General features: G+C 71.3%; 14 protein-coding genes. 9 read left to right on the forward strand and 5 right to left on the reverse strand.

Annotation, left to right across the window (positions count from 1 at the left end; genetic code table 11):
• Positions 1-51: 51 nt before the first annotated feature.
• Entirely contained in the window at positions 52-729 is a 678-nt protein-coding gene (locus tag XM48_RS02895) for a HEAT repeat domain-containing protein (RefSeq protein ID WP_046454287.1), read from the reverse strand.
• Between the two features lie 248 nt (positions 730-977).
• Between XM48_RS02895 and XM48_RS02900 the strand changes: the two genes are divergently transcribed.
• From XM48_RS02900 to XM48_RS02925, 6 genes are all read left to right on the forward strand, one after another.
• Positions 978-2240, forward strand: coding sequence for an alanine racemase (locus XM48_RS02900; protein ID WP_084820917.1), 1263 nt, complete (start codon positions 978-980; stop codon positions 2238-2240).
• Positions 2228-3541 carry a D-arabinono-1,4-lactone oxidase gene (locus tag XM48_RS02905; RefSeq protein WP_046454288.1) on the forward strand — a complete coding sequence of 438 codons (1314 nt, stop codon included), beginning with the start codon at positions 2228-2230 and terminating at the stop codon, positions 3539-3541. Before XM48_RS02900 ends, XM48_RS02905 begins: the two co-directional genes overlap by 13 nt.
• 73 nt (positions 3542-3614) lie before the next feature.
• Positions 3615-4184 carry a LemA family protein gene (locus XM48_RS02910; protein WP_046454289.1) on the forward strand — a complete coding sequence of 190 codons (570 nt, stop codon included), beginning with the start codon at positions 3615-3617 and terminating at the stop codon, positions 4182-4184.
• 9 nt (positions 4185-4193) lie between these two features.
• Entirely contained in the window at positions 4194-5066 is an 873-nt protein-coding gene (locus XM48_RS02915) for a M48 family metalloprotease (RefSeq protein ID WP_046454290.1), read from the forward strand.
• 87 nt (positions 5067-5153) lie between these two features.
• Positions 5154-6509 carry an MFS transporter gene (locus XM48_RS02920; RefSeq protein WP_046454291.1) on the forward strand — a complete coding sequence of 452 codons (1356 nt, stop codon included), beginning with the start codon at positions 5154-5156 and terminating at the stop codon, positions 6507-6509.
• A gap of 60 nt (positions 6510-6569) precedes the next feature.
• Complete coding sequence (locus XM48_RS02925) at positions 6570-8075, forward strand: aspartate ammonia-lyase (protein WP_156174912.1); 1506 nt, start codon at positions 6570-6572, stop codon at positions 8073-8075.
• Positions 8076-8270: 195 nt separating this feature from the next.
• On the opposite strand, the gene XM48_RS02930 is transcribed toward XM48_RS02925, so the two are convergent.
• A complete protein-coding gene (locus XM48_RS02930) occupies positions 8271-9149 on the reverse strand; it encodes a fumarylacetoacetate hydrolase family protein (RefSeq protein WP_046454293.1) in 879 nt (292 codons plus the stop codon).
• Between the two features lie 148 nt (positions 9150-9297).
• Between XM48_RS02930 and XM48_RS02935 the strand changes: the two genes are divergently transcribed.
• From XM48_RS02935 to XM48_RS02945, 3 genes are all read left to right on the forward strand, one after another.
• Positions 9298-10758: an FAD-binding oxidoreductase gene (locus XM48_RS02935; protein ID WP_046454294.1), complete on the forward strand. Its 1461-nt coding sequence runs from the start codon at positions 9298-9300 to the stop codon at positions 10756-10758.
• A 47-nt stretch (positions 10759-10805) separates the two neighbouring features.
• Entirely contained in the window at positions 10806-11177 is a 372-nt protein-coding gene (locus XM48_RS02940) for an FKBP-type peptidyl-prolyl cis-trans isomerase (RefSeq protein ID WP_046454295.1), read from the forward strand.
• Positions 11178-11294: 117 nt separating this feature from the next.
• Complete coding sequence (locus tag XM48_RS02945; protein ID WP_046454296.1) at positions 11295-12728, forward strand: NCS2 family permease; 1434 nt, start codon at positions 11295-11297, stop codon at positions 12726-12728.
• A gap of 163 nt (positions 12729-12891) precedes the next feature.
• Here the strand turns inward: XM48_RS02945 and XM48_RS02950 are convergent, their stop codons facing one another.
• The 3 genes from XM48_RS02950 to glp are packed head-to-tail and all read right to left on the reverse strand — an operon-like array spanning position 12892 to position 15156.
• A complete protein-coding gene (locus XM48_RS02950; protein WP_046454297.1) occupies positions 12892-13401 on the reverse strand; it encodes a molybdenum cofactor biosynthesis protein B in 510 nt (169 codons plus the stop codon).
• Positions 13398-13880 carry a cyclic pyranopterin monophosphate synthase MoaC gene (gene moaC / locus XM48_RS02955; protein WP_046454298.1) on the reverse strand — a complete coding sequence of 161 codons (483 nt, stop codon included), beginning with the start codon at positions 13878-13880 and terminating at the stop codon, positions 13398-13400. The genes XM48_RS02950 and moaC overlap by 4 nt, the downstream gene beginning before the upstream one ends.
• Complete coding sequence (gene glp, locus XM48_RS02960; RefSeq protein WP_084820919.1) at positions 13873-15156, reverse strand: gephyrin-like molybdotransferase Glp; 1284 nt, start codon at positions 15154-15156, stop codon at positions 13873-13875. The genes moaC and glp overlap by 8 nt, the downstream gene beginning before the upstream one ends.
• Position 15157: the final 1 nt, after the last annotated feature.

Genomic DNA, 15157 nt, shown 5'->3' on the forward strand with positions numbered 1-15157 from the left:
TCGTAGTAGCGCAGCATGCGCGCGCTCACGCCCGACCGGCTCGCGACCTCGCTAATGCGCACCGCGGCTCCCGGAGAACGCCGTGGCCATGCGACCCGCGTCGGCGGGATCGAGGGCGAACGACGCGTCGGGGTCCTCGAGGAGGCGCGCGGTCGCGAGCGCGTGGATCCGGATGGCGGGGTCCGTGTCGCGGCTCGCGTCCCGCACGGGCACGGTCGCGGCATCGCCGAGCGCGACGAGCGCGCGGCTCAGGCTGCGCATGGTCTCGGAGTCGCCCCGACCGAACTCGGCGGCCAGCTCGCGCGCGAGTCCGGCGTGCGCGGGCTCCGGCGCGACCGCGACGGCCGCGCGCCAAGCGGTGCGGGCGATGTCGGGATCCGCGTCGTGCAGGAACTCCGTGCGGATCGCGGACCAGGTCGCGGGATCGCCGAACTTCGACAGCGTGTGCAGGGCCTGGCTGCGGGCGAGCGCGACGGGGGAGTCGAGCTCGGCGAGCACGGCGGGCAGCGCCAGCTCGCGCGGCATGCGGGTGAGCGCCCAGGTGAGCATGTCGCGCACCGAGAAATCGGGCTCGACGCCGCAGCGGGCGACGAGGGGTGCGACGAACTCCGGCTCGGGCGTCGTGCCCGCCGTGAGCGCGGCCTGCAGGCGCGCGGAGGGATCGCTCGCGCGCAGCGCGAGCGCCAACCGGTCGGCGCGGAGCCTGGTCTTCGGGATCTGGGTGTTCATGGGATCTCCTTCCACGAGTAGTCCACACCTTGACACCGTGTCAAGGTCAAGCGTGCGGAGCAGGAAGCCGCGAACGGTACGCTCGGAGCGTGATCCTCGCCAAGATCCTCCTCGTCGTCTCGCTGCTCACCGCGGCCGCCCTCGGCATCTTCATGCGCGTGCGCGGCTGGTGGCGTCGTCGCACGGGATCGGGCGATCCCAGCTGAGGCGTTCCCCGTGCCTCATGGTCCGCCCACTACACTGCGGACATGGCATTCGATCTGGGGGCCGCGACGCTGCGCGCCCGAGCCGCTGAACAGACCTGGCGTACGGACCCCGAGCGCTATTGGACGAGCCTGTCCTCCGCGACGCGGGAGCTCCCTGCGCCCGTCTTGGCGCTGAGCGCCGAGGCGCTGTGCTGGAACGCGCACGATCTGCTGCGCCGCGCGGGCGGGCTCCCGATCCGGGTCGCCAGCAAGTCGATCCGGGTGCGGAGCGTCCTCGAGTCGGTGCTCGCGCTGCCCGGGTACCGCGGCATCCTGGCCTACACGCTGGACGAAGCGGTCTGGCTCGCCGAGAGCGGGGTCTCCGACGACGTGGTCGTCGCGTATCCCACGGCGAACCGCGCGGCGATCCGCTCGCTCGCGTCGAGCGAGCGGGCATCGGCTGCGGTGAGCGTGATGATCGACAGCGCGGAGCAGCTCGACCTGATCGATGCGGCCGTTCCGCCCGCCGAGCGCGCGGCGCCGATCCGTGTCTGCCTGGACTTCGACGCGTCCTGGCGCACCCGGGCGCTCGGACACATCGGCGTGCTGCGTTCGCCGGTGCACGAGCCGGCCGAGCTGCGCGCGCTGGCCGAACTGGTGCTGCGTCGCGACGGCTTCGCGCTCGTCGGGGTCATGTCCTACGAGGCGCAGATCGCCGGCGTCACCGACGATCCTCCCGGGCGGCCGCTGAACGGCGCCCTGATGCGGGCGGTGCAGCGTGCGAGCGGCGCGGAGCTGGTGGAACGCCGGGCGCGGGCCATCGCCGCGGTGCGCGCGGTGGCGGACCTCGAGTTCGTGAACGGGGGAGGCACCGGGTCGATCGAGCGGACCGTGTCGGAGGGCGCGGTGACCGAGGTCGCGGCGGGCAGCGGGCTCTTCGGTCCGCGCCTGTTCGACGGGTACCGGTCGTTCACCCCGGCCCCCGCCACCGCGTTCGCGCTCGACGTCGTGCGCAAGCCGAGCGCCGAGACGGCGACCCTGCTCGGGGGCGGCTGGATCGCCTCCGGCGTGGCCGGCGCCGACCGCTCGCCGACGCTGTCGTGGCCGGAGGGCCTGCGGTTCGCGCCGCGCGAGGGCGCGGGCGAGGTGCAAACCCCGCTGCTCGGCCGAGCGGCCGCGGGGCTGCAGGCCGGGGATCGGGTCTGGCTGCGCCACACCAAGTCCGGCGAGATCATGGAGCACGCGAACGCCGCAGTGCTGGTGCAGGAGGCCGCCGTCGTCGACGAGCTGCCGACCTATCGAGGAGAGGGGCGGTGCTTCCTGTGAGCGCACGCTGGCAGAACTGGGCGCGCACGGAGTCGTCGCAGCCGGCGACCGTGATCGCGCCCGAATCGATCGATCACGTGGTGCGCGCCGTCGAGCGCGCCCGCGAGACCGGGCACACCGTGAAGCCGATCGGCGCCTCGCACAGTTTCACCGCGATCGGCGCGACGGACGGGATCCGGATCGAGCTCGATCGCATGCAGGGCATGGTCTCGGCGGATCTGCCGCGCGGACGGGTGACGCTCTGGGGCGGTACCCGGCTCTGGCAGCTGCCCGACATCCTCGACCCGCTGGGGCTCGCGCTCGAGAACATGGGCGACATCGATCGGCAGACGATCACCGGGGCGACCCAGACCGGCACCCACGGCACGGGGCTCGGCTACGGCGGCCTCGCCAGCCGGGTGGTCGGCGCGACGCTCGTCACCGGGACCGGCGAGGTGCTGACCGTCAGCGAGACCGAGAACGCCGAACTGCTGCCCGCCGTCGCGCTCGGGCTCGGAGCGCTCGGCGTGCTCGTCACCGTCACGATCCAGTGCGTGCCGAACTACCTGCTGCACGCGGTCGAGGCGCCGGCGCCGTTCGAGGAGGTCCTCGAGAGCTACGAGCAGCGCTGCCGCGATTCCGACCACTTCGAGTTCTACTGGTTCCCGCACACCGAGGGGACCCGTACCAAGACCAACACCCGCATGCCGGTCGCGGCGGGCGCCGAGCCGCTCGGCACCGTCTCGCGCTTCGTCGACGAGGAGCTCGTCAACAACGCCGCCCTCGCGGGACTCGTCTCGTTCGAGCGCTGGGTCCCGGCGAGCACGCCGGCGCTCAACCGCATGATCGAGCAGGTCTCGAGCCGGCGCAGCTATCGCGACCTCTCGCACCGCGTCTTCGTGACCCGGCGCCGGGTGAAGTTCCGCGAGATGGAGTACAGCGTCCCGCTCGAGGCCGTGCCGACGGCGCTGCGCGAGCTGCGCGCGCTGATCGAGCGCCGCGACTACCGGATCTCGTTCCCGATCGAGGTGCGCGCCGCGGCTGCAGACGACCGGCTGCTGTCGACGGCGAGCGGACGCGAGTCCGGCTACATCGCGGTGCACCGCTACTTCCGCGATCCCGACCGCGAGTACTTCCGCGAAGCCGAGGCGATCCTGGCCGCGCACGAGGGGCGTCCGCACTGGGGCAAGATGCACACGCAAGACGCCGCGTCGCTGAGCGAGCGGTACCCCGGCTTCGACCGCTTCCTCGAGGCGCGCGATCGGCTCGACCCGGATCGGGTGTTCGCGAACCCGTACCTGCGCCGCGTGCTGGGAGCGTAGGCCGGACTCCTCCGCGGGAGAACGATTCCCGTTTCCCTGCCGATTGTCGGTGCGCGCCGATAGACTGGGCGGCATGAACGCAACCCTCATCGCCGTCATCGTCGTGGTCGCGCTGATCGCCATCCTCGGCATCTACGTCTGGGCCACGTACAACTCCCTCGTCACGCTCCGCGTGCGGGTCGATGAGGCGTGGAGCGACATCACGGTGCAGCTGAAGCGCCGAGCCGACCTCATCCCCGCGCTGGTCGAGACCGTCAAGGGCTACGCCGCGCACGAGAAGGGCGTGTTCGACTCGGTCACGCAGGCGCGTGCCGAGACCATCTCGGCCCAGGGCCCCGCAGAGGCGTCCCTGGCCGAGGGCCACATGCAGTCCGCGCTCAAGAGCATCTTCGCGGTCGCCGAGGCCTACCCGCAGCTGCAGGCCAGCCAGAACTTCCTCCAGCTCCAGAGCGAGCTGGTCGACACCGAGAACAAGATCCAGGCGGCTCGCCGCTTCTACAACGGCGGGGTCCGCGAGTACAACACGAAGATCCAGCTGTTCCCGAACTCGCTGTTCGCGAAGGGCATGGGGTTCACCCAGCGCGAGTTCTTCGAGGTCGAAGACGTGGCTGCGATCTCCGAGCCGCCGCGCATCCAGTTCTAGCGAGGTTCCGTGTACCGCGCGATCCGTCGCAACAAGGTCAACAGCGTTCTCATCATCCTGCTGTTCCTCGCGATCGTTGGCGGGCTCGGGTGGCTCGCTTCGTACATCTACCGCTCGCCGACCATCGTCATCTGGGTGGTCGTCATGGCGGTCGGCTACGCCGTCTTCCAGTACTTCATGGCCGGGCGTCAGGCCATCTCGATGGCGGGCGCGAGGCAGGTCACCGCAGCGGAGGAGCCGCGGCTCTACCGCATCGTCGAGAACCTCTCGATCACCACGGGCACGCCCATGCCCGAGGTCTACATCGTCGAGGACCCCGCCCCGAACGCCTTCGCGACGGGCCGGGATCCCGAGCACGCGATCGTCGCGGCCACCACGGGCCTGCTCGAGATGATGACGGACTCCGAGCTCGAGGGCGTCATGGCGCACGAGCTCGGGCACGTGCGCAACTACGACATCCGCGTCTCGATGATCGTCTACGGGCTCGTGGTCGCGGTCGGCATGATCGCCGACATGCTCATGCGCATGGCGTTCTTCGGGCGCAATAACAACAACAGCAACCCGATCATGCTGGTGCTAGGCCTCGTCGCGATGCTCGTGGCCCCGCTCGTCGCAACGCTCGTGCAGCTCGCGGTCTCTCGTCAGCGCGAGTACCTGGCCGACGCGACCGGCGCCATGACCACCCGGCATCCGGAGGCGCTGGCCAGCGCGCTGCACAAGCTGTCCGAGTACGGGCGTCCCATGCAGAAGCAGAACTCGAGCATGGCGCACCTCTGGATCGCCGACCCCCTCAAGCCCGGCCTCGCGCAGCGCCTCTTCGCCACGCACCCGCCCATCCCGGATCGCATCCGCCGCCTGCTCGACATGGGCGGCAAGTTCTAGCCGAATCAGCACGCGCGGCGACGCGGAGCCCCCGAGGGGCGTAGGGTGGAAAGACGCTCCGAGGAGGTCACCCGTTCCGTGTCAGGCATGTTCCGTTCGCTCTCGGTGCGCAACTATCGCATCTGGTTCGGCGGCGCGCTCGTCTCGAACATCGGCGCCTGGATGCAGGCCACGGCGCAGAACTGGGTGGTCCTCACCGAGCTGACGCACACCGACGCCGTCGCGGTCGGCATCACCATGGCACTGCAGTTCGGTCCGCAGATCCTGCTCGTGCCCATCAGCGGCGCGGTCGCCGACCGCTTCGACCGGCGACGCGTGCTCATGGTCACGCAGTCGCTGCTGATGCTGCTCGCGCTCGGGCTCGGTGTCCTGCTCATCACCGGGGTCGCGGAACTCTGGATGGTCTATGGCTTCGCGCTGGCGCTCGGCACGGTCAACGCCTTCGACACTCCGGCGCGGCAGTCGTTCGTCTCCGACCTCGTGGGCCCGGCCCAGCTCTCGAACGCCGTCGCGCTCAACTCGGCCTCGTTCAACTCCGCCCGCCTCATCGGACCGGCCGTCGCCGGCCTGCTGATCGCGGTCGTCGGGTCCGGCTGGGTGTTCATCATCAACGCCGTCTCGTTCCTCGCGGTGCTCGGAGCGCTCTGGGCGATCCGGCTCCCGAAGCACGTGCGGATCGGCGCGGGAGCGGGCTCCTACGGGAGCCAGCTCGCGGCGGGGTTCCGCTACGTCTGGCGTCGGCACGACCTGCTCGTGATCTTCGCGATGGTGTTCGTGATCGGCACCTTCGGCATGAACTTCCCCGTCGTCTCCTCGACCATGGCGGTGGAGTTCCACCGCGGCGCGGGGGAGTACGGCCTGCTGTCCTCGATCCTCGCCATCGGATCCCTCACCGGAGCGCTGCTCGCGGCACGTCGGCCCGCGGCGCGCCTGCGCGTCGTCGTGCTCTCGGCCGGCGGTTTCGGCGCCGCGAGCCTGATCGCCGCGCTCATGCCGAGCTTCTGGAGCTTCGCGGCGACGCTCGTGCTGCTCGGCTTCTCGACGGCGACGCTGCTCACCACCGCCAACGGCTTCGTGCAGACCACCTCCGACCCGGCGGTGCGCGGGCGGGTGCTCTCGCTCTACTTCGCGATCCTCATGGGCGGCACGCCCATCGGCGCGCCCGTCGTCGGCGCGATCGCCGACGCCTTCGGTCCGCGCTGGACCCTCGGCGTCGCGGCGATCTCGGGTGCCGTCGCGTTCGGGATCGGCGTCGGCTGGCTGCTCGTCGAGCGCCGGCTCCGCGTGCACTACGACCGGGATCACCGGTTCCGGGTGACCCACGCGGGGCGGCCCGGGCTCGGAGACGATCCCGGAGCGCAGAGCGAGACGCTGACGGCGCCCATCGAGGTGCTGCGGCGCGGCCGCGACGACAGCGGAGACGCCCCGCACGGAGTAGGCTGAGTGCTGTCGTGCGTCGGCGGCCGCCGCGCGCTCAGCATCATTCGTGGAGCCTGATACATCGTGAGTGACTTCCTGTCCAGCCAGACCCGCACCGAGACTGATTCGCTCGGCAGCCTGGAGATCCCGGCTTCGGCCTATTGGGGGGTGCACACCGCGCGAGCGCACGTGAACTTCCCGATCTCGCGCCGACCGATCTCGGTCTACCCCGACTTCGTGCGCGCGTTCGCGTGCGTGAAGCAGGCGGCGGCGCGCGCCAACCTCGAGATCGGCGCGCTCGACGAGCAGCGTGCGACCCTCATCGACCGCGCCTGCGAAGAGGTCAAGACGGGCATGCTGCTCGACCAGTTCGTGGTCGGCGTGGTGCAGGGCGGTGCCGGCACCTCGACCAACATGAACGCGAACGAGGTCATCACCAATCGGGCGCTCGAGCTCGCGGGTCACCAGAAGGGCGACTACGCCTTCATTAACCCGAACGACCACACCAACCGCTCGCAGTCGACCAACGACACCTACCCGACCGCGATCAAGATCGCGCTCGCGTTCTCGCTGCAGAGCCTGCTCGAGGAGCTCTCGCTGCTCGCCGAGTCGTTCGCCGCCAAGGGCCGCGAGTTCTCGCACATCATCAAGGTCGGCCGCACGCAGCTGCAGGACGCCGTCCCCATGACCCTCGGCCAGGAGTTCAACGCCTTCGCCGTCACCCTCCGCGAGGACATCGAGCGCCTCCGCGAGGCCGTCTCGCTGCTCGGCGAGGTGAACATGGGCGCCACCGCGATCGGCACGGGCATCAACGCGCCGCGCGGCTACAAGGAGTCGGTCATCCGGCACCTGCGCGAGATCACCGGTCTCGACCTCGTCACCGCGGGCGACCTCGTCGAGTCCACCAGCGACACCGGCGTGTTCATCACCTTCTCGGGCGCGCTCAAGCGCAGCGCGCTCAAGCTCTCCAAGATCTCCAACGACCTGCGCCTGCTCTCGTCGGGTCCGCAGGCGGGCCTCGGCGAGATCAACCTGCCGGCCCGCCAGGCCGGTTCCTCGATCATGCCGGGCAAGGTCAACCCCGTGATCCCCGAGGCCGTCTCGCAGGTGGCGTACTCGGTCGCCGGCGCCGACGTCACCGTCTCGATGGCGGTCGAGGCCGGCCAGCTGCAGCTGAACGCCTTCGAACCGATCATCGCGCACTCGCTGTTCCAGTCGATCACCTGGCTCGAGCGTGCCTGCCAGACCCTGCGCGTCAACTGCGTCGACGGCATCACCGCGAACGAGGAGCGTCTGGCCGACACCGTCGCCCGCTCGGTGACCGTCATCACCGCGCTCGCTCCCGTCATCGGCTACGCCGAGGCCGCGAAGCTCGCGAAGCAGGCGCTCGCCACCAACGAGAAGGTCTCCGACCTCGTCATCACGGCCGGCCTGCTCGATCAGGCGCAGCTCGACGAGATCCTGCAGCCGGCGAAGCTCGCCGGCCTGGCTCCCGACACCGGGGTCATCGACATCCCCAAGCAGGTCCTGCCGGACGCCGCGGGCGAGGCTCCCGAGGCCGCCAAGGCGCCCGCGAAGGGCAGCGACTGACCCCCGGGTCCGCCTGAACGGACGGGGCGGGCGGTGGATCCAGGGATCCGCCGCCCGCCCCGTTCGCGTTTCCGACGCGAACGCCGCGAGTGCGGCGAAACGCGATCACCGCGATCACGGCGAAACGCGATCACCGCGAAACGCGAACGGCCGCCCGCGCTGAGACGCGGGCGGCCGTTCGCTGTAAATCGCGGACTACTCGGGCAGGATGCAGTGCGAGGTGAGCGCGCCGATGCCCTCGATGGTCACGGTCACGTCGGTGCCGGGCCGCAGGTACAGCGGGGGCTTGCGCGAGCGGCCGGCGCCGCCGGGGGAGCCGGTCGAGATGAGCGTGCCGGGCAGCAGGGTCAGTTCCTGCGACAGCGTCGAGATGAGCTGAGCGACGGTGCGGATCATGAAGCCCGTGGTCGAGTCCTGCACGCGCAGGCCGTCGACGTCGGTGGTGATGTGCAGCGCCTGCGGGTCGGGGATCTCGTCGGCGGTGACGACGACGGGACCGACGGGGGTGAAGCCGTCGAACGACTTGCAGCGGGACCACTGGGGCTCGCGGAACTGGATGTCGCGGGCCGTGATGTCGTTGATAACGGTGTAGCCGAACACCGAGTCGAGCGCCTCCTCGACGGACGCGTTCTTGGTGGTCTTGCCGATGATCACACCGAGCTCGCCCTCGTAGTCGACCTCGTCGCTGATGGCGGGGGGCAGCGGAACCTGCCCCTCGTGCGCGCCCAGCGAGTTCGGGAACAGCGAGAACAGCACGGGACCCGAGTCGTTGTCGAGGCTCAGCTCGCTCGCGTGCTCGTCGTAGTTGAGTCCGACGGCCAGCACGATGGGGGGTGCGATGACGGCGGGCGCGTAGCTCGCGGAGTCGATCGCGTAGCCCGCATCGGCGCTCAGCGCCTCGGCGGCGGCGCGCATCCGGTCCAGCGCCTCGGGCCCCTCCGCGATGAGATCGCCGAGGGTCGCGGCGCTGCTGCCGAGCTCGCGCACCGGAACCCCGCGGTCCTCGCGTACGAGCACCAGCTCGGGGTCGGAACCGGCGGGGGACTCAGCGGGGATGAGATGTGCGAACTTCACCCCTCCAGGCTAGGGCATAGCGGCCCGATCCATGTCTCCGCGCGCACGACTCGGGCATTCGATGGTGGGTATCCTCGCGCGTCGGGCCCCCGGTTTCGTCGGCACCCCTCAGTTGCACGGATCCGGGAGGCGAGACCACGATGGACCCATGAGCGGAACGAATGCGGGATCGAGCCTCGACGCGGAGCTGAGCGGGCTGCTCGGCGCGCACTGGATCACCGACGGATCGCGGCTCGAAGCGCTGCGCGGGGACCGGAGCGGTCTGATCGCGGAGGGCCGGGGGATCGGGCTCGCGGAGCCCGCGGACACGGAGCAGGCCGCGGCGGTGCTGCGGATCGCGGCCGCGCACGGGGTCCCGATCGTGCCGCGGGGTGCGGGCACCGGCCTCGCCGGCGGTGGAGTCGTCGGTGCGGGACGCATCGCCCTGTCGACGGCGCGCATGACCGAGATCCGCGAGATCGACCCGGTCGACCAGGTCGCCGTCGTCGGCGCCGGCGTGATCAACGGCGAGCTGGACCGGGCGGCGCGCGAGTACGGCCTGCGGTACGCCCCGGATCCGGCGAGCCGCGCGATCTCGACGATCGGCGGCAACATCGCGACGAACGCCGGCGGCCTGCTCTGCGCGAAGTACGGGGTGACCCGAGAGGCGGTGCTCGGCCTCACCGCGGTGCTGGCGGACGGCAGGGTCCTGCGCACGGGGCGCCGGAGCGTGAAGGGGGTCACGGGCTACGACCTGACCGCGCTGCTCGTCGGATCGGAGGGCACCCTCGGCGTCATCACGGAGGCGACGGTGCGCCTGATCCCGCGGCCGGACGTGGAGCCGGTCACCGTCGGCGCGGTCCTGCCGGATCTCGGCGGAGCGCTCGAACTGTGCCGGGAGCTGCAGGCGGCCGGGCAGCGGCCGGCGTTGCTCGAGATCATGGACGCCCGCTCGCTCGCGGCGGTGACCCGGTACCTGCCGGAGGCCGATCGGCCCGGGCCGTTCGCAGGTCCGCTCGGCGCCGGATCGGCGGCCGTCATCGTCCAGTGGGACGCGGAGGGCGCCGGAGCGGCCGCAGAGCGCGCGATGCGTCTCGTCGATGCGCTCGGTGGACGCGCGATCCGCTGCGACGACGAAGCTGGCGGAGAGCGGGTGCTCGGCGTCCGGCGCGCGATGAACCCGGCGCTGCCGAACGGCACCGACGTGCTGATCGAGGACGTCTGCGTACCGCGCTCGCGGCTCGCCGAGATGTACGCGGCGATCGCGCGGATCGAGGCCGAGACCGGGATCGAGATCCCGACGGCGGGGCACGCGGCCGACGGCAACCTGCATCCGCACCTGTCCGTGCGCGCCGAGGACCGCACCCCGGGCGGCGAGATCCCGGAGCGCGTCTGGGACGCTGCCGCGCGCGTGTTCCGCGCAGCGCTCGACCTGGGCGGCACCCTCACCGGCGAGCACGGCATCGGCGTGCTGAAGGCGCGCTGGCTGCGCGACGAGCTCGGGGACGAGTCGTTCGCGCTGCAGCGCGGGATCCGGCAGCTGTTCGATCCGCGGGGGCAGTTGAACCCGGACGCGGTGTTCGTCGCGGACGATCCCGGTGCGAACGCGAATGGTGACACGGTTCCCTGAGAGCGAACGCGGTGTCGAGCGGGCTCCGGACCCGCAAGAATGGAGTCATGACTGAATCATCGCTGTCGAAGCCCGAGATCGAGTTCCCCGAGGGCCCCGCTCCCACCGAGCTGCAGATCGTCGACGTCGTCGAGGGATCCGGCGAGGAGGCTCTCGCGAGCTCCACCGTCAACGTCCACTACCTCGGCGTCGAGTTCGAGTCCGGCGAGGAGTTCGACTCCTCGTGGGGCCGCGGCGAGTCCATCAACTTCCCCCTGCGCTCCCTGATCCAGGGCTGGCAGGTCGGCATCCCCGGCATGAAGGTCGGCGGCCGCCGCAAGCTCATCGTGCCTCCGGCGCAGGCCTATGGCGCGGCGGGTGCGCACCCCCTCGCGGGCAAGACCCTGATCTTCGTGATCGATCTGCTCGGCGTCAGCTGACCCGCTCGCGCATCGAACATTCGAAGCCCCCGATTCCCGCAGGAATCGGGGGCTTCCTCGTGCGCCTGGTAACGTCGTTCCCTGGAGATTCGCAGCTTTCACTGCACGAAGGGACGCATGGTGGCAGCAGAGCAGACGACCGAGGCACGGAGTTGGGTCGATCGGTACTTCGAGATCAGTGAGCGCGGCTCGACCATCGGGCGGGAGGTGCGCGGCGGGCTCGTGACGTTCGTCACGATGGCCTACATCGTGATCCTCAACCCGATCATCTTGTCGGGCAGCGCCGACGTCGCGGGCGACAAGCTGCCGTTCGCCTCGGTGAGCGCGGTCACGGCGCTCACCGCCGGCGTCATGACGATCCTCTTCGGCATCGTCTCACGCATGCCCTTCGGCTTCGCCGCGGGCCTCGGCATCAACGCCTTCCTCGCCTTCTCGGTCGTGGGCCAGGTGACCTGGCCGGAGGCTATGGCGCTCGTCATCATCAACGGCGTGCTCATCGTGCTGCTGGCCGCGACCGGCCTGCGCCGCATGATCTTCGACGCGGTCCCCGTGCAGCTCAAGCTCGCGATCACCGTCGGCATCGGTCTCTTCATCGCCTTCATCGGTTTCGTGAACGCGGGCTTCGTGACCGCCACCGGTGCGGCTTCGCCGCCCGTCGGTCTCGGCGTCGGCGGATCGGTCGGCACGATCCCGACCGTCATCTTCGTCTTCACGCTCGTGCTCACGGGCATCCTCGTGGCCCGCAAGGTCAAGGGCGGCCTGCTCATCGGCCTCGTCAGCGGCACCGTCGTCGCCGTGATCGTCGAGGCGATCTGGCACCTCGGCTCCGCGCAGGAGAACAAGGGCGGCTGGGGACTCACCGTGCCCGCGCTCTCGGGTGCACCGTTCAGCGTCCCCGATCTGAGCCTGTTCGGCGCGGTCAGCTTCGACTTCGGCAAGGTGAGCATGGTCACCGTGGTCATGCTCGTCTTCACGCTGCTCTTCACCAACTTCTTCGACGCGATGGGCACCATGACGGGTCTGTCGCGCGAGGCCGGCCTGGCCGATGAGAAGGGCAACTTCCCGCGCCTCAAGTCGGCTCTGGTGGTCGAGGGCGTCGGCGCGATCGCGGGCGGCTTCACCTCGTCGTCCTCGAACACCGTGTTCATCGAGTCGGGCGCCGGCATCGGCGAGGGCGCGCGCACCGGCTTCGCGAACATCGTCACCGGCGGCGTGTTCCTGCTCGCCATGTTCTTCACGCCGCTGACGCAGATCGTGCCGACCGAGGTCGCCGCGGCCGCGCTCGTCATCGTGGGCGCGCTGATGATGGCGCAGATCGCGCACATCGACCTCACCGACTTCCGCGTGCTGCTGCCCGTGTTCCTCACCGCGGCGGTCATGCCGCTGACCTACTCGATCGCGAACGGCATCGGCGCGGGCTTCGTCTCGTGGGTGCTCGTCCACGCGTTCTCGGGTCGGGCCAAGCAGGTGCACTGGCTGCTCTGGATCGTCGCCGCCGGCTTCGTGGTGTTCTTCGCCCGCGGCCCCATCGAGGCCCTGCTCGGGGCGTAGCCCGACCTGCGGCTCCGCGAACGTCGCGCGAGCCGCGAAACACCGCGTCCCCTGCGAAACACCCGTTTGCAAACGGGTGTTTCGCAGGGGACGCGGTGTTTCGTCGGGCTTTGGGGCGGAGCGGGAACCGGGTCGAGCCGGGGGAGCCGGCTGGGCTCGCGGACTAGCGTGCGCCGTGCGATCCGCTCGACCAGCCAGAGCGCTGGTCGAGCAGATGCTCCAGCAGCGGATCGAGGACGGCGAGGCCGTCTCGCACTCCGCCGGGGGAGCCGGGGAACGTCATGACGAACGCGGGTCCCGCGAAGCCGGCGACGCCGCGGGTGAGCGCGGCGCTCGGCAGGCCCGCCGCCGTGCCCCGGCGGCGCAGTTCCTCGATCAGGCCGGGCAGGCGCACTTCGAGCAGCGGATCGACCGCCTCAGGGGTCGCGTCGCTCGGGGAGATCCCCGTGCCGCCGGTGGTGAGCACCGCGTCCGCGTCCTCGGCGAGAGCCCGGGTCACGGCCTCGGCGACCGGATCGCCGTCGGCGACGACGACCGGTTCGGGCGTCTCGAAGCCGCGCTCGCGCAGCCAGGCGACGATCAGGGGGCCCGTGCGGTCCGCCGCGTCGCCGGTCGCCGCGCTCGTCGACGCGACGATCACGCGCGCGGTGCGCAGGGTCTCCGGTGCGCTCACTCGACGCTCCAGTCGCCGCTCTTCCCGCCGGACTTCGCGAGGACGCGGGTTCCGGTGATGACGGCCTGCTTGTCGACGGCCTTGATCATGTCGTAGAGGGTCAGCGCGGCGACGCTCGCGGCGGTCAGCGCTTCCATCTCGACCCCGGTGACGCCGCGGGTGGTCACCGTCGCGATGATCCGCACGCGGTCCTCGCCCGGCTCGAAGTCGATGGCCAGCCTGGAGAGCGGCAGCGGGTGGCAGAGGGGGATGAGCTCCCAGGTGCGCTTGGCGGCCATGATCCCGGCGATGCGCGCGGTGCCGAGGGCCTCGCCCTTGGGCAGCTCGCCCGCGACGAGCAGCTCGATCACGTCGGGGCGGGTCTCGAGCACGGCCTCGGCCCGGGCGGTGCGCTTGGTCACGGCCTTGTCGCTCACGTCGACCATGTGGGCGCTGCCGTCGGCTCGGAGGTGGGTCAGCTCCGCGGGTGCGTCAGACATCGAGTCTCCAGACTTCGATCGTGTCGCCGGCGTCGAGGCGATCGACTCCGACGGGGACGTGGGCGAGGATCTCGGCCGCCGCGAGGTCGGCGAGCAGATGCGAACCGGGAGCCGTGACGTGCACCCGGCCCTGCTCGTCGATCCGTCCGCGTCGCACCTGGTGCTTCGCCGCGGGGGAGTCGAGCGCGTGCGCCAGTTCCCGCTGCTCTACCGGCAGGGAAGCGGTCCGGCCTGCGGCGGCACGGAGTGCGGGGAGGAGGAACATCTCGGCCGAGAGCCAGGAGCTCACGGGGTTCCCGGGGAAGCACAGCGCCGGGATCCCGGCGGCCGGGCAGCTCGCGTCGTCCGGCTCGAGGCGCAGCAGCCCGGCGCCCTGCGGGCCGCCCGGCTGCATCGCGATGCCCGTGAAATCGACCCCTGAGCCTGCCAGGGCGTCGCGCACGACCTCGAACGCGCCCATGCTGATGCCGCCCGAGGTGACGAGCAGTTCGTGCGCGTCGGCGCGCTCGGCGATCAGCGTGCGCAGCGCCTCGGGGCGGTCGGGTACCTGCACGGCGGTCACCTCGGCGCCGGCCTCCCGCAGCGCGGCGGAGAGCATCGGGGTGTTCGCGTCGCGGATCCGGCCGGGCTCGAGCGCCGCGCCGGGATCGACCACCTCGTCGCCGGTCGTCACGAGCAGGATCCGGGGTCGGGGACGCACCGGGACCTCGGCGACGCCGGCGGTCGCGAGCAGACCGATGCGCGCGGGCGTGAGGCGCGCGCCGGCCGGGAGCAGCGGGCTCGCCGCCGGCAGGTCGGAGCCGGTCGGCCGGACGAACTCGCCGACCGGAGGGACGCTCGCGAAGCGGACCGTCCCCGTGGGATCCGGGTCGCCGACGCGACTGAGCGCGGTGAAGCGCGCCGGTTCGGCCCGCTCGATCGGGACGACCGCGTCGGCGCCGATCGGGATCGCCGCGCCGGTCATGACCGGGGACGCGGTACCCGGGAGGTGCGCGACCGGCGCATCGCCCGCCGCCGTCGTCCGGCCGATCGGCAGCTCGACCGGCGCGCTCGCGGATGCGCCCGCGAGGTCGGCCGCGCGAACGGCGTAGCCGTCCATCTGGGAGTTGTCGAAGGGCGGCAGCGGATCGCGGGACACGAGCGCTTCGGCGAGGACGCGGCCGGTGAGGCCCGGATCGGAGACGGGCAGCACCTCGGGATCGGAGGATGCGCGCCGCGCGAGGGCGGGCGCGAGCAGCGCATCGACGATGCGGCGGTGGTCGGCGACGGAGCGCATG

Origin of the sequence: Leucobacter sp. Ag1, assembly GCF_000980875.1 — a bacterium.
In the GTDB taxonomy this organism is placed as follows: Bacteria; Actinomycetota; Actinomycetes; order Actinomycetales; family Microbacteriaceae; genus Leucobacter; species Leucobacter iarius.